16 protein-coding genes are annotated in these 17,687 nt (G+C 71.5%); 9 read left to right on the forward strand and 7 right to left on the reverse strand.

The window, feature by feature from the left end:
- Positions 1–327 precede the first annotated feature (327 nt).
- From galE to idi, 4 genes are all read left to right on the forward strand, one after another.
- On the forward strand, positions 328–1,299 hold the full coding sequence (gene galE, locus ACZ7MG_RS22670) for a UDP-glucose 4-epimerase GalE (protein WP_471390900.1): 972 nt from the start codon (positions 328–330) through the stop codon (positions 1,297–1,299).
- 141 nt (positions 1,300–1,440) lie between these two features.
- Positions 1,441–2,379: a cation diffusion facilitator family transporter gene (locus tag ACZ7MG_RS22675; protein WP_471390897.1), complete on the forward strand. Its 939-nt coding sequence runs from the start codon at positions 1,441–1,443 to the stop codon at positions 2,377–2,379.
- Positions 2,370–2,888 carry a GNAT family N-acetyltransferase gene (locus ACZ7MG_RS22680; RefSeq protein WP_471390895.1) on the forward strand — a complete coding sequence of 173 codons (519 nt, stop codon included), beginning with the start codon at positions 2,370–2,372 and terminating at the stop codon, positions 2,886–2,888. Before ACZ7MG_RS22675 ends, ACZ7MG_RS22680 begins: the two co-directional genes overlap by 10 nt.
- 125 nt (positions 2,889–3,013) lie before the next feature.
- Complete coding sequence (idi, locus tag ACZ7MG_RS22685) at positions 3,014–3,607, forward strand: isopentenyl-diphosphate Delta-isomerase (RefSeq protein ID WP_471390893.1); 594 nt, start codon at positions 3,014–3,016, stop codon at positions 3,605–3,607.
- 69 nt (positions 3,608–3,676) lie between these two features.
- On the opposite strand, the gene ACZ7MG_RS22690 is transcribed toward idi, so the two are convergent.
- Complete coding sequence (locus ACZ7MG_RS22690) at positions 3,677–4,192, reverse strand: ATP-binding protein (RefSeq protein ID WP_471391336.1); 516 nt, start codon at positions 4,190–4,192, stop codon at positions 3,677–3,679.
- A 173-nt stretch (positions 4,193–4,365) separates the two neighbouring features.
- Positions 4,366–5,076, reverse strand: a complete 711-nt coding sequence (locus ACZ7MG_RS22695) for an HdeD family acid-resistance protein (protein ID WP_471390892.1) — start codon at positions 5,074–5,076, stop codon at positions 4,366–4,368.
- 70 nt (positions 5,077–5,146) lie between these two features.
- On the opposite strand from ACZ7MG_RS22695, the gene ACZ7MG_RS22700 reads away from it, so the two are divergent.
- The gene (locus ACZ7MG_RS22700) at positions 5,147–5,890 is read left to right on the forward strand and encodes an enoyl-CoA hydratase/isomerase family protein (RefSeq protein WP_471390890.1); all 744 of its coding nucleotides are present in this window, start codon (positions 5,147–5,149) and stop codon (positions 5,888–5,890) included.
- A gap of 15 nt (positions 5,891–5,905) precedes the next feature.
- Here the strand turns inward: ACZ7MG_RS22700 and ACZ7MG_RS22705 are convergent, their stop codons facing one another.
- Complete coding sequence (locus tag ACZ7MG_RS22705; RefSeq protein ID WP_471390888.1) at positions 5,906–6,541, reverse strand: DJ-1/PfpI family protein; 636 nt, start codon at positions 6,539–6,541, stop codon at positions 5,906–5,908.
- Between the two features lie 348 nt (positions 6,542–6,889).
- Entirely contained in the window at positions 6,890–7,843 is a 954-nt protein-coding gene (locus tag ACZ7MG_RS22710) for a GlxA family transcriptional regulator (RefSeq protein WP_471390885.1), read from the reverse strand.
- Between the two features lie 112 nt (positions 7,844–7,955).
- Here ACZ7MG_RS22710 and ACZ7MG_RS22715 point away from each other — a divergent pair, with 112 nt between their 5' ends.
- From ACZ7MG_RS22715 to ACZ7MG_RS22725, 3 genes are all read left to right on the forward strand, one after another.
- Positions 7,956–8,822: an SCO6745 family protein gene (locus ACZ7MG_RS22715; protein ID WP_471390882.1), complete on the forward strand. Its 867-nt coding sequence runs from the start codon at positions 7,956–7,958 to the stop codon at positions 8,820–8,822.
- A 119-nt stretch (positions 8,823–8,941) separates the two neighbouring features.
- Positions 8,942–9,085, forward strand: a complete 144-nt coding sequence (locus ACZ7MG_RS22720) for an LPFR motif small protein (protein WP_471390879.1) — start codon at positions 8,942–8,944, stop codon at positions 9,083–9,085.
- Between the two features lie 155 nt (positions 9,086–9,240).
- Positions 9,241–11,619 carry a Tex family protein gene (locus ACZ7MG_RS22725; RefSeq protein ID WP_471390876.1) on the forward strand — a complete coding sequence of 793 codons (2,379 nt, stop codon included), beginning with the start codon at positions 9,241–9,243 and terminating at the stop codon, positions 11,617–11,619.
- A gap of 199 nt (positions 11,620–11,818) precedes the next feature.
- Here the strand turns inward: ACZ7MG_RS22725 and ACZ7MG_RS22730 are convergent, their stop codons facing one another.
- Both ACZ7MG_RS22730 and ACZ7MG_RS22735 read right to left on the reverse strand, forming a co-directional pair.
- Positions 11,819–13,459 carry an ABC-F family ATP-binding cassette domain-containing protein gene (locus ACZ7MG_RS22730; RefSeq protein ID WP_471390873.1) on the reverse strand — a complete coding sequence of 547 codons (1,641 nt, stop codon included), beginning with the start codon at positions 13,457–13,459 and terminating at the stop codon, positions 11,819–11,821.
- Between the two features lie 287 nt (positions 13,460–13,746).
- On the reverse strand, positions 13,747–14,775 hold the full coding sequence (locus ACZ7MG_RS22735; protein WP_471390870.1) for an oxidoreductase: 1,029 nt from the start codon (positions 14,773–14,775) through the stop codon (positions 13,747–13,749).
- Positions 14,776–14,865: 90 nt separating this feature from the next.
- On the opposite strand from ACZ7MG_RS22735, the gene ACZ7MG_RS22740 reads away from it, so the two are divergent.
- Entirely contained in the window at positions 14,866–15,801 is a 936-nt protein-coding gene (locus ACZ7MG_RS22740) for an FAD-dependent oxidoreductase (protein WP_471391334.1), read from the forward strand.
- 91 nt (positions 15,802–15,892) lie between these two features.
- Here the strand turns inward: ACZ7MG_RS22740 and ACZ7MG_RS22745 are convergent, their stop codons facing one another.
- Positions 15,893–17,617, reverse strand: coding sequence for a BCCT family transporter (locus ACZ7MG_RS22745; RefSeq protein WP_471390867.1), 1,725 nt, complete (start codon positions 17,615–17,617; stop codon positions 15,893–15,895).
- Positions 17,618–17,687 lie beyond the last annotated feature (70 nt).

The raw sequence follows: 17,687 nt of genomic DNA on the forward strand, positions 1-17,687 counted from the left end.
GCGCACAGGGCCTGGGGCCCGGCGGCGTGTCGGCAGAGGTTATCGGATGAAGGGAAGCGGACGTTCACCGCCCGTTCACGGCCCGATCAGTTACGCCTGCTCAGCTCGTCGGCCCTCCGCCGCGATCATCATCGGGGATGTGGGGGTTGCGCCACAAACTCCGGTGCGGATATCGGTTGGTAACAACTCAAAGCGGTGGCCCAGCCTCGCCCCCGCCAAGGGGCGCGGGGAACTGCGCGGCCAGCCTCGACGAAGGCCGCACCCGCCATCCCTCCACACCCCCCACGGCGAATGGGCACAACAGCCACCCCGCATAAGGTTGACCGCATGACATGGCTGATCACAGGCGGGGCGGGCTACATCGGCGCACACGTGGCGAAGGTCATGACCGGGGCGGGCGAGAGGGTCGTCGCACTGGACGACCTCTCCGCGGGCGTACGCGGTCGCCTCCCCGAGGACATCCCCCTCATCCACGGCTCCGCCCTCGACGGCGACCTCCTCAAGCGCGTCCTCGCCGAGCACGCCGTGACCGGCGTGGTCCACCTCGCCGCCCGTAAGCAGGTGGGCGAGTCCGTGGCCCAGCCCACCCGCTACTACCAGGAGAACGTCGGCGGTCTCGCCACCCTCCTGGAGGCCGTGGCCGGTGCCGGGGTCGAGCGTTTCCTCTTCTCCTCCTCCGCCGCCGTCTACGGCAACCCGGACGCGGACCTCATCACGGAGGACACCCCGTGCGCCCCGATGAGCCCGTACGGCGAGACCAAGCTCGCCGGTGAGTGGCTGGTCCGGGCCGCCGGGCGGGCGCACGGCATCGCGACCGTGTGCCTGCGCTACTTCAACGTGGCGGGCGCCGCCGACCCGGCCCTCGCGGACACCGGCGTGTTCAACGTCATCCCGATGGTCTTCGACCGCCTCACCCGCGACGAGGCCCCGCGGATCTTCGGCGACGACTACCCGACCCCGGACGGCACCTGCGTCCGGGACTACATCCATGTCGCCGATCTCGCCGACGCCCATCTCGCGGCGGCCCGGCGCCTGACCGGCGGAGACGCCTCGGGCGATCTGACCGTGAACATCGGCCGCGGCGAAGGCGTTTCGGTCCGCGAACTCGTCGATCTCATCGGGGAGGTGACCGGCGACCGGCGTCCCGCGCTGGTCGGGCCCCGCCGCCCCGGCGACGCCCCGCGCGCGGTCGCCTCGGCCGCGCTGGCCGCACGGGAACTCGGCTGGACGGCCCGGCGCGGGGTACCCGAGATGGTCGAGTCGGCCTGGGCAGGCTGGCGACTGCACCGCGGCCTCTGACCTGCATATCGTTTCCGCAGGTCAGAGCACATGACAACGGTGTTCAGTGCCGCGTTGCCGGATACCCCCCGCCCGTAGTTCACTGTGATCCGGAGCCGAACACACGGACGTATCACGGACGCATTCGAGAGGCGGATTCCCATGGGGGCCGGTCACGACCACGGGCACGCGCATCACGCGCCGACCACCGGTACGGCGGCAGCGGCGTACCGCGGGCGGCTGCGGATCGCGCTGGCGATCACGCTCACCGTCATGGTGGTCGAGATCGTCGGCGGTGTGCTCGCCGATTCGCTGGCGCTCATCGCGGACGCGGCCCACATGGCGACGGACGCGGTGGGCCTCGGCATGGCCCTCCTCGCGATCCACTTCGCGAACCGCCCGCCCAGCGGCAACCGCACCTTCGGCTACGCCCGCGCCGAGATACTCGCGGCGCTCGCCAACTGTCTGCTGCTGCTCGGCGTCGGCGGCTATGTGCTGTACGAGGCGATCCAGCGGTTCATCACACCGGTGGGGACCCAGGGCGGGCTGACCGTCGTGTTCGGCGCGATCGGTCTGGTCGCCAACATGATCTCGCTGACGCTGCTGATGCGCGGCCAGAAGGACAGTCTGAACGTCCGGGGCGCCTTCCTGGAGGTGGCCGCGGATGCGCTCGGCTCGCTGGCGGTGATCATCTCGGCGGCGGTCATCCTGCTCACCGGCTGGCAGGCCGCCGACCCGATCGCCTCGCTGGTCATCGGTCTGATGATCGTCCCGCGCACGGTGAAGCTGCTGCGCGAGACCCTCGACGTCCTGCTGGAGGCGGCACCGAAGAACGTCGACATGGCCGAGGTCCGGGCCCACATACTGGCGCTGCCGGGTGTGGCGGACGTCCACGATCTGCACGCCTGGACGATCACCTCCGGGATGCCGGTGCTCTCCGCCCATGTGGTGGTCGGCTCCGACACGCTGGACTCCATCGGCCACGAGAAGATGCTGCACGAGCTCCAGGGCTGCATCGGCGACCACTTCGACGTCGAGCACTGCACCTTCCAGCTGGAGCCGAGCGGCCACGCGGAACACGAGGCGAAGCTGTGCCACTGACGACCGTCTGGACCACGCGGCCGGAGACGCCCGCCGACCGGGAGGAGGTGTTCGGCGTCAACGCCGCCGCCTTCGAGACCGACGCGGAGGCGAGGCTGGTCGACGCGCTGCGCGAGGACCCGGGGGCCTGGCTGCCGGAGCTGTCGTTCGTGGCCGAGGCGCCGGACGGCACGATCGCGGCGTACGCGCTGATCACGCGCTGTCATGTGGACGAGACGCCCGCGCTGGCGCTGGCCCCCGTCGCGGTGCTGCCGGACCGTCAGCGGCAGGGGGCGGGAGCGGCCGTCGTACGGGCGGCGCTGGAGGCGGCACGCGCGCGCGGGGAGCGGCTCGTCCTCGTCCTGGGGCACCCGGAGTACTACCCGTGCTTTGGATTCGTACGTGCTTCCGAGTACGGCATCCGGCCTGATTTCGATGTGCCGGACGCGGCGATGATGGCGCTGGTACTGGACGGTTCCGCTTCCGTGGCACCCGGCACCATCAGGTATCCGGCCGCCTTCGGGGTCTGACGCGCGTTCCGCATGTGTCTTCGGGCGGGGTGCGCGGGTAGGACATGCAGGTTGGCGCGAAGTGCCGGGTGTGCCGGTTTTCGTGCGGCAAACTTGAGGCTCGAAGAACGAGGCGAAGGATGGGCATGCCGATCACACCTGCCACCGCGATGCACAGTCCCCCGAGCGGCACCACGGAAGCGATCCTGCTGGAGCTGGTCGACGAGGACGGCACCACGATCGGCACCGCGGAGAAGCTGTCCGCTCATCAACCGCCCGGACAGTTGCACCGGGCCTTCTCCGTCTTCCTCTTCGACGAGCGCGGGCGGCTGCTGCTCCAGCAGCGGGCCCTCGGCAAGTACCACTCCCCCGGCGTCTGGTCGAACACCTGCTGCGGCCACCCCTACCCGGGCGAGTCCCCCTTCGCGGCGGCGGCGCGGCGGACGTACGAGGAGCTGGGGGTCTCCCCGGCGCTGCTCGGCGAGGCGGGCACGGTCCGCTACAACCACCCGGACCCGGCCTCGGGCCTGGTGGAGCAGGAGTTCAACCATCTGTTCGTCGGGCTGCTGCAGACCCCGCTCCGGCCGGATCCGGAGGAGGTCGGGGACACCGCGTTCGTCACCCCCGCCGAGCTGGCGGAGCGGCATGCCAAGGACACCTTCTCGGCCTGGTTCATGACGGTCCTGGACATGGCCCGGCCGGCGATCAGGGAGCTGACGGGACCGGCCGCGGGCTGGTGACGGCGCCGGGGTCACCGGTCCCGGTCCGGGGCCGGTGATCCCACCACTCCTACGACCACCCCTGGATGGTCACCCCTGGATCAGGCGTGCGGGTTCGAGCGGCAGGGCGACCCAGATCACCTTGCCGCCGCTCGCGGTGTGCTCGACGTCGCAGACCCCGCCCGCCTCCAGCGTGATCTCACGCACCAGGAGCAGACCACGGCCGCCGAGCCGGCCGTGGTCGGTCTCCAGGGCGGTCGGGCGGTAGGGGTGGTTGTCCTCCACCGAGACACGCACCCACTCCGCTCCGACGGCGACCTCGACGGCGAGGGTGGGCGACAGGAGCGCCGCGTGTTTCACGGCGTTCGTCACCAGCTCGGAGACGATCAGCAGAAGTCCTTGGACGAGGTCGTCCGAGATCGGTACGCCCTGTCGGGCGAGCAGGTCCCGGACGGCGCGCCGCGCCTGCGGCACCGAGGCGTCGACGGCGGCAGCGGTGAACCGCCAGACCCCTTCGTAGGGCAGTGGCTCCGGCGGCCGAGGGGCGTCGGGGCCGTGCCCGCCGCCGTCAGGGCGTGGGTCGCTCCCGCGCCCTTGGTCGTCCATTGTCCGGTCGCCACCCTTGCGCTCGATTGTCACCACATGTCGAGTGTTGGTAACCCAGCGCCGCGCACGGAGAACTGAACAGAAGTCAGCGCGTATCGACGACTTTCGGACCACTCGCGAGCGAGTCAGCCAGGCGCATGACCGCTCCTGTTCGAGGTGTGCCGCATTCGGAACTATTCGGGTTGTACGGGTTTGGCGCCGGACCCGTTCGCCTCCTCCCGCGGCCGCTCACTCTCCGTGAGCCGCTCGGAGACCAGGCCGACGACGCGCCGGCCGCCGTAGCCGGTGGCGATCAGACCGAGGCCGTCGAAGAGCAGGGCGAGCGAGAAGAAGGTACCGATGACGTACTTGCTGCTGCTCGGCCAGGAGGCGAGGACCAGGATGCCCAGGAGGAGTCCGAAGGCGCCCTGCACGAGGGTCCAGCCGAACTGGGGGCCGCGCACCACGAGGCTGCCGACCAGCCGGAACACCCCGCCGGTCAGGAAGAGCAGCGCGGCGAACATGGTGAGCGCCTCGGCCGCGACCTCCGGGCTCTTGATGACGACCACACCGGCCGCGATGTTCAGCGCGGCGACCACGACGCCGAGCCAGAAGAAGTGGGTGCCGCGCGCCTCGACCGCGTGCAGCAGTCCGATCGCGCCGCCGACCAGCAGCAGCCAGCCGAAGAGAATCATCGTGGTCAGGGTGGCGAAGCCCACGTAGCAGAGTCCGACGATCCCCGCGATCACCAGGACCACACCGAGCACGGCGAGCCGGCCGAAGCCCCGGCTGAGCCGGGCGGTCTCGGCGTCCACGTCCTCGGCGGTGTACACACCCGTCCCGGCCGGCGCGGACGTGGGGTCCTTCGCGGTGGGCTTCGCCTTGGCCTTCCTGGATCCGAGCATGGGGGGCCTCCTCGCGGTTCCGGGCCCCTTCTTGATCGTATGGGCGGGAGGGGTGGCTAGCATCCGGTGCATGGAGCCTCAGCTGCTGGACACCGTCGCCGACGGGGCCGCGACCGTCGTCGTCCACCACCCGGCCAAGCGCAACGCCATGACGGCCGGGATGTGGCGGGCGCTGCCGCCGCTGCTCGACCGGCTGGCCGCCGACCCCGGCGTACGGGTCCTGGTGCTCACCGGGGAGGGCGGGACGTTCTGTGCGGGGGCCGACATCTCCACGCTACGGGAGTCCCCGGGCGAGGCCCAGGGGTTGGCGTGCCTCGCCGAGGAGGCGCTCGCCGCCTTCCCCAAGCCGACCCTGGCGGCGATCCGCGGGCACTGTGTGGGCGGCGGCGCCCAGTTGGCGGCGGCCTGCGATCTGCGGTTCGCGGAGGAGGGGGCGCTGTTCGGGATCACGCCCGCGAAGCTGGGGATCGTCTACGCGTCCTCCTCCACCCGGCGGCTGGTGTCGCTGGTCGGGCCGGGCACCGCCAAGTACCTGCTGTTCTCCGGCGAGTTGATCGACGCGGAGCGGGCGCTGCGCACGGGGCTGGTGGACGAGGTGCTGCCGACCGGTGAACTGGGCGTGCGCGTCGCGGAGTTCACCCGGGTGCTGGTCTCACGCTCCCAGCTGACGCAGGCGGCGGCCAAGGAGTTCGCGAACGGCCGGACCGACCGCGACGACCACTGGGCCGGGCAGGCGCGTGGCAGCGGCGACACCGCGGAGGGCGTCACCGCGTTCCTGGAGCGCAGGCCGCCCCGGTTCACCTGGACGGTGTGAGGCGGCCCCGGCGCCTCACTTCGGGGCGAAGCGGTTCTTGGTGCGGAACTCCTCCACGAGGTGGGCGGGCGCCTTGTGCGGGGCGCCCGCGTCGTACGGCGGCTGCGGGTCGTACTCGGTCAACAGCTGTACGGCCTGGGCGTGTTCGTCGCCCGCGACCCGGCCGACCAGGGTCAGGCCCATGTCGATGCCGGAGGACACCCCGGCCGCGGTGACGTACTTGCCGTCGATCACGACCCGCTCCCCCGTCGGCTCGGCGCCGAACCGCTTGAGGTAGTCCAGTCCGAGCCAGTGCGTGGTGGCCCGTCGGCCTTCGAGGAGCCCCGCCGCGGCCAGCAGCAGCGAGCCGGTGCACACGGAGGTCGTCCAGGCGCTCGTACGGTCGGCCGTGCGCAGCCAGTCGAGGAGGGTCTCGTTCTCCATCTGGTCGAGCTGGCCGGGACCGCCCGGGACGACGACGATGTCCGGGGCCGGGACCTCCGCGAGCGTCCTGTCGGCCGTGATCGCGAGTGAGCCGGTGTCGGAGCGGACGGGGCCGGCCTCCTCGGCGACGAAGACGAGGTCGGCGTCGGGGAGCCGCACGAGCATCTCGTAGGGGCCCACCGCGTCGAGGGCGGTGAAGCGGTCGAAGAGGACGATGGCGATCTGCATCGGGGGCCTTTCGGTGGCGGTCGGGGCGGTGAGGGGCGGGTCGGTGCGGGGCGGTGAGGGGCGGGTCGGTGAGACTCAGCCGGGTGCGGGGCGGCGCGGGTCGGGTCGGGTCAGGTCAGGTCGGGTCGGGTCGGGTCGGTGAGAATCGGCCGGGCGCGGGTCGGTGCGGGTCGGGTCGGGTCGGGTCGGTGAGAGTCGGCCGGGTGCGGGGCGGCTGGGTGCAGGGTGGTTCGGTGCGGGGCGGCTCGGCCGGAATTGACTGGTCCGCTTCTGCCGGTCTGCGGCTGCCCGTCCGGGGCTGCCGGTCCGCGGCTGCCGGTCCGCGGCGGCTCAGTCGGCCGCAATCGCTCAGTCGGCCGGGGCCGGGCGGAAGCGGCGGCGGTATTCCGCCGGGGGTGTGGCGAGGGTCTTCACGAAGGCGCGGCGCATGGCCTCGGAGGTGCCGTAGCCGCAGGTGCGGGAGATCTCCTCGACGCCGTCGGAGGTGTCCTCCAGGAGGCGGCGGGCGTGTTCGAGGCGGACGCGGTCGACGTACCGACCCGGGGTCATCCCGGTCTCTGCCTGAAAGGCGCGGGCGAAGTGGCGGGGCGAGAGCCGGGCGCGGGCGGCCAGCCGCTCGACGCCCAGATCGTCGCCCGGGTGCTCGGTGATCCACTGCTGGACCTCGCGCAGCGGTTCCCGCCGGGCGGTCTGGGCGGCGAGCTGGGCGCTGAACTGGGCCTGGTTGCCCGGTCTGCGGAGGAAGACGACCAGATGGCGGGCAAGGGCGAGGGCGGCTTCGCGGCCGATGTCCTCCTCGACGAGGGCGAGGGCGAGGTCGATGCCGGAGGTGACACCGGCGGAGGTGGCGATCCGTCCGTCGCGGATGAAGATGGGGTCCGGGTCTACCTCGATCGCCGGGTGCCTGCGGGCCAGGGTGTCGCAGTACGCCCAATGCGTGGTGGCCCTGCGGCCGTCCAGGAAGCCCGCCTCGGCGAGCAGGATCGCGCCGGTGCAGACCGAGACCAGGCGCTCCGCGCGCGGGCCGTGCGCCCGCAGCCAGGCGACGACCTCGGGGGCGGGATTCCGGGTGCCCCGGCCGCCCGGGACGACCAGGGTGTGCGGGGCGGGCGCGTCGGCCAGGGCGTGGTCCGGGACGAGGGTGAGACCGCTGGAGGTACGGACGGGCGCGCCGTCCAGCGAGGCCGTGGCGATGCGGTAGGTCCCGGGGGTGTGCTGTTCGGCGCCGGCGAAGACCTCCAGCGGACCGGTGACGTCGAGGCTCTGCACGTCGTCGAAGAGGACGACCAGGACGGTTCGCATGCCTTCGATTCTTGGGCGGGCGGTCCATGTCCGCAATGACGAGCACCCCACCTTTCCTGCCATGCTTCCCCTCGGGTGGGCCACGAACCAACCGGTCGGTAACCTTCCGGTCATGACTTCCTCTCTGCCGGAGCGCGCCGGGCGGCGCTGCCACAGCCTCCTCAACCCGTTCCACTCCGCGCACTACTTCTCGCCGGACCTGGGGCGAGAACTGGCCGCCGTCGGGGTGGAGGACCCGCGGGCGGCGTACTTCGCGGTCCGGGCGGCGCCCATGGGCCGCGTCGGCGCGGGCGCGGTGACGGCCACGTTCTTCAACTTCCGGCACGAGCTGGTGGCGGAGCACGTCCCGGCCGTATGGGAGACGGCGTCGCCGGCCGTGGTGCTGGCGGCCCGTGAGCGCACCGCCGACGTGACGCTGCGGCGGCTCCTCGGCGAGGAACTGATCGCTTCCGCGGAGGTCGCCGAGGCCGCGGAACTGGCCCTGCGCGCCACCGAGGCGTGCACGAGGACCGCGCGCCCTCTGTACGCCGCGCACGCCGATCTGCCCGTACCCGAGCGCCCGCATCTCGCGCTCTGGCACGCGACCACGCTGCTGCGGGAACACCGGGGCGACGGGCATCTCGCGGTGCTCCTCGACGCGGGGCTCGACCCGGTGGAGGCCCTGGCCAGCCACAGCGCGACCGGGAAGGGCATGTCCCCGAAGTGGGTCCTGGGCACGCGTGGCTGGACCAGGGACGAGTGGGACGCCGCGACCGCCCGGCTCCGCGAGCGCGGGCTGCTCGACTCCGAGGGCGAGCTGACGGAGGCGGGGGTCGCACTGCGCGGGGAGATCGAGAACGCGACGGACCGCCTCGACCTGGCGCCGTACGAGCATCTGGGCGCGGCCGGGGTGGAGCGGCTCACCGAGCTGATGCAGGGGCTGGTGACGACGATGCTCGGCGCGGGGGCCTTCCCGGCGGGAATGATCGGCAAGCGCTGAGCGGCAGGCACTGAGCAAACCGGAGCAGACCGGAGCGGGCCGGTCCAGGCATGAACCGGACGGGGCGCGGTACCCGATCGTTCCTGGCCCAGCCAGCCGGGAGACGAAAGGGGAAGTACGTGTTCCGTGCGATCGCAGACGTGTTGCGGCAGATCGGTGGGGCCATCGCCACGGTGGTCACGCTGCCGTTCCGGGCGCTGGCCCGGCTCTTCGGGGGCGCGTCGAGTTCGACGCGCCGCGGCGGGCGGGCCCGGCGGGCCTGAGGACGGCAGGGCCGCAGACCTGAGGAGCCGGACACGGCCACGTGTCCGGCTCCTCCTCTGTCCCGGACGCGCGCGTTTCGCTCCCTGATCCCCCGCTGTCGGTGCCACCTGCCACAATTGCCGCGCAACCTCAGTGGAGAAGGCGGTACGGCAACGTGACGACACCCCTCGTAGGGTCCATCGAAGGCAGGATCGCCGAGGAGCTCGGCGTACGGGAGCGGCAGGTCAGGGCCGCGGTGGAGCTGCTCGACGGCGGTTCGACCGTGCCCTTCATCGCCCGCTACCGCAAGGAAGCGACCGAGATGCTCGACGACGCGCAGCTGCGCACGCTGGAGGAGCGGCTGCGCTATCTGCGGGAGCTGGAGGAGCGGCGGACGGCGATCCTGGAGTCGGTGCGCGAGCAGGGCAAGTTGACGCCCGAGATCGAGGCGCAGATCCGCGGCGCCGAGACCAAGGCGCGGCTGGAGGACATCTACCTCCCGTTCAAGCCGAAGCGCCGCACGAAGGCGCAGATCGCCCGGGAGGCCGGTCTCGAACCGCTGGCCGAGGGCCTGCTCGGCGACCCGACCGTGGATCCCCTGGCCGCCGCCGCGGCGTTCGTGGACGCCGAGAAGGGCGTCGCCGATCCGCAGGCCGCGCTGGACGGCGCGCGGGCCATCCTCACCGAGCGGTTCTCGGAGGACGCCGACCTGATCGGCGAGCTGCGCGAGCGCATGTGGGTACGGGGCCGGCTGGCCGCCAAGGTCAAGGACGGCAAGGAGGAGGCGGGCGCCAAGTTCGCCGACTACTTCGACTTCGCCGAGCCCTTCACCGAACTGCCCTCCCACCGCATCCTGGCGATGCTGCGCGGCGAGAAGGAGGACGTCCTCGATCTCGTCCTGGAGCCGGAGGAGCCCTCCGAGCAGCCCGGCCCTTCGTCGTACGAGGGCATCGTCGCCCATCGCTTCGACATCACCGACCGCGGTCGGCCCGCCGACAAGTGGCTGAAGGACACGGTCCGTTGGGCCTGGCGGACCCGGATCCTCGTCCACCTCGGCATCGATCTGCGGCTGCGGCTGCGGACGGCCGCCGAGGACGAGGCGGTGAACGTGTTCGCGGCGAACCTGCGCGATCTGCTGCTCGCCGCCCCCGCCGGCACCCGCGCGACGCTGGGCCTCGACCCCGGTTTCCGTACGGGCGTGAAGGTCGCCGTGGTGGACGCCACCGGCAAGGTCGTCGCCACCGACGTCGTCTACCCGCACGTCCCGGCCAACAAGTGGGACGAGGCCCTCGCCAAGCTGGCGCGGCTCGCCAAGGAGCACGCGGTCGACCTGATCGCGATCGGCAACGGCACGGCCTCCCGCGAGACCGACAAGCTCGCCGGTGAACTGATCACCAGGCACCCGGAGTTGAAGCTCACCAAGGTGATGGTGTCCGAGGCGGGCGCGTCCGTGTACTCGGCGTCGGCGTTCGCCTCGCAGGAGCTGCCCGGGATGGACGTCTCGCTGCGGGGCGCGGTGTCCATCGCGCGCCGCCTCCAGGACCCGCTGGCCGAGCTGGTGAAGATCGACCCGAAGTCGATCGGTGTCGGGCAGTACCAGCACGACCTGTCCGAGGTGAAGCTGTCGCGTTCGCTGGACGCGGTGGTGGAGGACTGTGTGAACGGCGTGGGTGTGGACGTGAACACCGCCTCCGCGCCGCTGCTGGCCCGGGTCTCCGGTATCTCCTCCGGGCTCGCGGAGAACATCGTGGCCCACCGTGACGCCAACGGCCCCTTCACCTCGCGTTCCGAGCTGAAGGGTGTGGCGAGGCTCGGTCCCAAGGCGTACGAGCAGTGCGCGGGCTTCCTGCGGATCCGGGGCGGTTCCGACCCGCTGGACGCGTCCAGTGTGCATCCGGAGGCGTACCCCGTCGTGCGGCGGATGGTGAAGACCTCCGGGCAGGAGGTGGCGGCGCTCATCGGGAACACGGGGGTGCTGCGGTCGCTCAGGGCCGGGGACTTCGTGGACGAGACGTTCGGTCTGCCGACCGTGTCGGACATCCTCAAGGAGCTGGAGAAGCCGGGGCGGGATCCTCGGCCCGCGTTCAAGACGGCCACCTTCAAGGAGGGCGTCGAGAAGATCTCCGACCTGGTGTCCGGGATGGTGCTGGAGGGTGTCGTGACGAACGTGGCGGCGTTCGGGGCGTTCATCGACGTCGGTGTCCACCAGGACGGGCTCGCGCATGTCTCGGCGTTGTCGAAGACCTTCGTGAAGGATCCGCGGGATGTGGTCAAACCCGGGGACATCGTGAAGGTGAAGGTGCTCGAGGTCGACATTCCGCGGAAGCGGATCTCGTTGACGCTGCGGTTGGACGACGAGGCGGCGCCGAAGGGAGCCGCCGGGCAGTCTGGTGGGTCTCGGCCCCAGCGCGGGGCCCGTGGCGGGCAGCCGCCTCGGCAGCAGGGGCGTGGGGGGTCGCGGCAGGGGGGTGCGGCTGCGGCTGCGCCGCCGGCGAACAGTGCGATGGCTGATGCGTTGCGGCGGGCGGGGTTGGTGGACAAGAAGCGGGGGTGAGCGTTTTAGGTGGGTGGGTGAGTGCGGGTCCGGTGGGGCTTCTTGCGCAGTTCCCCGCGCCCCTGAAGATCCAGGCCCCCGCGGCCCTGAAAGACGACCGGGGGCGGGTCTGAAAAGCACGGGGCGCAGCCCCTGCTTTTCAGGGGCGCGGGGAACTGCGCGGCCAGCCCCCACTCACCCGCAGCCGACGACGAAGGCCTCAGCTCTCCGTCACCTTCCCCGCCGCCACCACGAAGCGCCGAGTGACCCTTACCGCGTCCAGCATCCGGCGGTCATGGGTCACCAGAAGCAACGTGCCCTCGTACGTGTCGAGCGCGGATTCGAGTTGCTCGATGGCCGGGAGGTCGAGGTGGTTCGTGGGCTCGTCGAGGATGAGCAGGTTGACGCCTCGGCCCTGGAGGAGCGCGAGGGCCGCGCGGGTGCGCTCGCCCGGGGAGAGGGTGACGGCGGGGCGTAGGACGTGGTGGGCCTTCAGGCCGAACTTGGCCAGGAGGGTGCGGACCTCGGCGGGCTCCGTGTCGGGGACCGCCGCGCAGAACGCGTCGAGCAGGGACTCGGGGCCGTGGAAGAGCCCCCGGGCCTGGTCGACCTCGCCGACGAGGACGCCCGAGCCGAGCGCGGCGTGGCCCGAGTCCAGGGGGACGCGGCCGAGCAGCGCGCCCAGGAGCGTCGACTTGCCCGCGCCGTTCGCGCCGGTGATGGCGATCCGGTCGGCCCAGTCGATCTGCAGGGACACCGGTCCGAAGGCGAAGTCACCCCGCCGTACCTCCGCGTCGCGCATCGTGGCGACCACGGCACCGGAGCGCGGGGCCGACGCGATCTCCATCCGCAGCTCCCACTCCTTGCGCGGCTCCTCGACGACGTCCAACCGTTCGATCATGCGCTGGGTCTGCCGAGCCTTCGCGGCCTGCTTCTCGCTGGCCTCGCTGCGGAACTTGCGGCCGATCTTGTCGTTGTCGTTGTTCGCCTTGCGCCGCGCGTTCTTGACGCCCTTGTCCATCCAGGAGCGCTGCATCTGGGCGCGGTCCTGGAGGGCGGCCCTCTTGTCGGCGTACTCCTCGAAGTCGTCCCGGGCGTGCCGGCGGGCCGTCTCGCGCTCCTCCAGGTAGGCCTCGTAGCCGCCGCCGTAGAGGTTGATCTGGTTCTGGGCGAGGTCGAGTTCGAGGACCTTGGTGACGGTGCGGGTGAGGAACTCGCGGTCGTGGCTGACGACGACCGTGCCGGCGCGCAGACCGGAGACGAAGCGTTCGAGGCGTTCCAGGCCGTCCAGGTCGAGGTCGTTGGTGGGCTCGTCGAGGAGGAAGACGTCGTAGCGGGAGAGGAGGAGGGAGGCGAGGCCGGCGCGGGCGGCCTCGCCGCCGGAAAGGCCGGTCATCGGCTGGTCCAGGTCGACGCCGAGGCCGAGGGTGTCGGCGACCTCCGCCGCGCGCTCGTCGAGGTCGGCGCCGCCCAGGTCTAGCCAGCGCTCCAGGCTCACCGAGTACGCGTCATCGGCGCCCGGCGCGCCGTCCACCAGCGCCTGGGTGGCCTCGTCCATCACCCGCTGGGCCTCGGCCACGCCGGTGCGGCGGGCGAGGAACTCGCGTACGGTCTCGCCCTCGCGGCGCTCCGGCTCCTGCGGGAGGTGGCCGATGGTCGCCGTCGGTGGGGAGAGGCGTAGCTCGCCCTCCTCCGGGGGGAGGAGGCCGGCGAGGAGGCGGAGGAGGGTGGATTTGCCCGCGCCGTTGGCGCCGACCAGGCCGATGACGTCTCCGGGGGCGATGACGAGGTCGAGGGCGGAGAAGAGGGGGCGGTCGCCGTGGGCGGCGGTGAGGTTCTTGACGACGAGGGTGGCGGTCACGAGGGGCGATTTTAACGACAGGGGGTGGGTGCTCCCAGCGGCGGTGGGGGCTCCGTCTTCTTTCTCGCCCCCGCCGCCCCTGCCCGTCCCATCCTCAAGGGGCTGCGCCCCTTCGACCCCCAAGCGTCCGCCCGGTGGGGCTTCTCGCGCAGTTCCCCGCGCCCCTTGAGGGCCTACGGCCACTCAGGGGCGAAAAGCACGGGGCGCAGCCCCTGCTTTTCAGGGGCGCGGGGAACTGCGCGACCAGCCCCCACCGGGCCCGCGGACGACAGCGCACCCCGGGGCCCTTATGACGTCATCGGTTCCACCAGGACCGTGCCTGAGGTGCGGGCCACGATGAAGGAGTCTCCCTTCGTTGCCCTGGGGTGCAGGCCGATGCGGTGTTGGCCTGCGGGGAGGATGCCGTCGAAGAAGCGGTAGGTGTGGGGGCGGTAGAGGCGGTCCAGGCGGTAGGCGGTGAGTTCTACGCGGCAGGTGGAGGTGATCTCGATGCCGGCCTGGCCGCCGGCGGCGACGAGGCGGGTGAGGCGGCGCTGTTCCGTGGGGCTGCGGTCGAGGGCGTGTTCGATCTGGGCGACGAGGAGCGGAATGATCGGGGCGAGCCCCTCGACGTACGCGACCCGGACTCCCGCCCGGTCGAAGGCCAGCCGTACCGCGTCGCGGTCGGCCGCGCCGACGGCCCCGCCGAAGGCCACGACACCGTAGGTCCGCAGTTCGTCGGGGGTCACTCCGGTCGTGTCGTGCGCTATGTCCGCGCCGATCCCGATCGCGCGCAGGGCCGCGGCGAGTTTGGCGAGGACGGCGACCCGGGCACCGATGAGGAGGACCCGGCGCCGGCCCGACGGCTCGGCGGCGGACTCGCGCAACAGAGACTGCAGCGCGCTCCGGTACTCGGGGCCGTGGAACCGGAAGGGACCGATGCCCGTGTAGCCGTTGAGCTTGAGGTCGGCCTCCTCCTCCGTCTGCCAGGCGAAGTCCCGCCACACGAAGTCGTCGCCGTCGCGCTCTATCACCGCGGTCACGGCTCCGCAGGCGAGGTCGGCGCATTCGGGGCAGCCGTAGATGACGTAACGGCCGCGGGTGAGGGGTGCTTCGGCCTCCAGGAGCAGGCTGCGCACCTGGGCCGTGAAGATCGAGGGCGGGATGTCGGAGGCGAGGGGGGAGACGGCGTCGAGGTCGGAGAGCTGGAACAGCAGCGGGCGTCCGTCGACCATGAAGTCCACGAAGTCCCGGTGCGCCTGGTAGTCACCGTTGGCGAGGACGCCACCCGCTCGCATCGCCGGTGCCAGGCCGAAGGTCGCGTATTCGGCGGACATGGTGTGAGTATCCCCACAAAGGCAGACTTGTGAGCACGGCAGGACATATTCCGTTAACGTCCCCGCGTGGCCAATGAATCGAACAGCGATATGAGCGACGTGATCGTGGTCGGTGGCGGGGTCGTCGGTCTGACGACGGCCGTCGTGCTGGCGGAGCGCGGCAGACGGGTTCAGATCTGGGCACGGGAGCCCGAAGAGCGCACGACGTCCGCCGTCGCGGGCGGACTGTGGTGGCCCTACCGGATCGAACCGGAGGAACTCGTCGGCGCGTGGGCACTCGACACCCTGTCCGTGTACGAGGAGTTGGCGGCCCGCCCGGACGAGACGGGCGTACGTATGGTCGAGGGCGTACACGGCGAGACCGCGCTGGACGGGCTCGGCGAGTGGGCCTCGCGGGTGGCGGGACTGCGCGTGGCGACGGCCGGGGAGTACCCGGGGGTCGGGCTGTGGGCGCGGCTGCCGCTGATCGACATGCCGGTCCATCTGCGGTGGCTGCGCGCGCGGTTCGTCGCGGCGGGCGGGGTGGTGGAGGAGCGGACGGTGACCGACCTCGCGGCGGTGGAGGCGGCCGTCGTCGTCAACTGCACGGGGATCGGTGCGCGGGAGCTGGTCCCGGATCCCTCCGTACGGCCGGTGCGGGGGCAGTTGGTCGTCGTGGAGAACCCGGGGGTCACGACCTGGCTCACGTCGGTGGATCACTCCGCGTCCAAGAGCACGTACTTCATTCCGCAGCCGGGTGGGTTGATCCTCGGCGGTACGGCGGAGGAGGACGCCTGGTCGCTGACGCCGGATCCGGTGATCGCGGAGGAGATCGTGGCGCGGTGTGCGGTGCTGCGGCCCGAGATCTCGGGGGCGCGGATCATCGAGCACCGGGTGGGATTGCGGCCGTCCCGCCCGGCGGTGCGTCTGGAGCGTGAACTCCTGCCGGGCGGGCGGGTGTTGGTGCACAACTACGGGCACGGCGGGGCCGGGGTGACGGTGGCGTGGGGCTGTGCAAGGGAGGCGGCTCATATAGCCACCGGATGACCCCCCAGGGGCGCGGGGAACTGCGCGACCAGCCACGACGGACCCGCAGCCGCCCCCTTCCCGCGCCCCAACGGCGCTCCCCGCAACGGCCTCACTCCTCGCGGGTGCCGATCGGGTCGCCCTCGACCTCCGTTCCCTGGCCGGGGCCGACCCTGATCTCGAAGTCGCCGTCGTAACGCTTGTGGCCCTCGATGACGGCGAGTTCGACCGCTTCGGAGGCCATCTCCTCGCGGACGATCACATGGTCGCGGCGCAGGTCGCGCATGAGGGCCACGCACATGCCGATCATCACCAGGACGAACGGCGCGGCGGCGAGGATCGTGAGGTTCTGGAGGCCCGTGAGCGCGTCGCCCTGGCCGCTGCCGACGAGGAGCATGATCGCGGCGACGGCTCCGGTGACGACGCCCCAGAAGACGACGACGAAGCGGCCGGGTTCGAGCGCACCGCGCTGGGAGAGCGTGCCCATGACGATGGAGGCGGCGTCGGCGCCGGAGACGAAGAAGATGCCGACGAGGATCATCACGAGCAGGCTGGAGACCGTGGCGATGGGGAACTCGTGGAGGACGGCGAAGAGTTGGCCCTCGGGGGTGGCCTCCTCACCGATCCGGCCCTGCTCCTGGAGCTTCATCGCCGTACCGCCGAAGACCGCGAACCAGACGAGGCTGACGGAGCTGGGGACGAGGATGACACCGCCGACGAACTGGCGGATCGTGCGGCCCCGGCTGATGCGGGCGATGAACATGCCGACGAAGGGCGTCCAGGAGATCCACCACGCCCAGTAGAAGACGGTCCAGCTGCCGAGCCAGTCGGCGACGCCCTCGCCACCGGAGGCCTCGGTGCGGCCGGCGAGCTGGGGCAGGTCACCGAGGTAGGCGAAGACCGAGGTGGGCAGCAGGTCGAGGATCAGGATGGTCGGGCCGGCGACGAAGACGAAGACCGCGAGCACCAGGGCCAGCACCATGTTGGTGTTGGACAGCCACTGGATGCCCTTCTCCACACCGGACACGGCGGAGGCGACGAAGGCCAGGGTGAGGACCGCGATGATGCCGACGAGCAGGCCGGTGCTGACCTTGTTCATCCAGTTCAGCTCCGTGAAGCCGGAGCCGATCTGGAGGGCGCCGAGGCCCAGGGAGGCCGCCGAGCCGAAGATCGTGGCGACGATCGCGAGGATGTCGATGACCCGGCCGGCGGTGCCGTTGGCGTTCTTCTCGCCGATCAGCGGGGTGAAGACGGCGCTGATGGTCTGGCGGCGCTGCTTGCGGAAGGTGCTGTAGGCGATGGCGAGGCCGACGACGGCGTAGATCGCCCAGGGGTGCAGCGTCCAGTGGAACAGCGTGGTCGCCATCGCCGTTTCCATGCGTTCGCCGGAACCGCCGGGGTTCGTGCCCGGCGGGGGCGAGGTGTAGTGGGCGAGGGGCTCGCTGACGCCGTAGAACATCAGGCCGATGCCCATGCCGGCGCTGAACATCATGGCGACCCAGGAGACCGTGCGGAACTCGGGTTTCTCGCCCTCGACGCCGAGGTGGATGCGGCCGTAGCGGCTGACCGCGAGCCACAGGGCGAAGACGACGAAACAGGAGGCGGCCAGCATGAACGCCCAGCCACCGTTGTGGATCAGGCCGTTCAGCAGCTTGCCGGAGGCGGTTTCGAGCGAGTCGGTCCAGATGGCGCCCCAGAGCACGAAGGCCAGGGTGAGTGCCGCCGTCACTCCGAACACGACACGGTCCGTCCGGGGCCGCCCGCCGCCGGAGAGGCCCGCCTCCGAACCCGGAAGCGCGCCTCCCCCGTGGTGGGTGGTGCGATGATCGTGCGTCACAGGTGGAACCTTTCGGCGAGTGGCTGGAACTGACCTTCTCCTGCCCAGGAACCCCTACCACATGTGACGC

Source organism: Streptomyces sp. NPDC107538 (assembly GCF_055657445.1).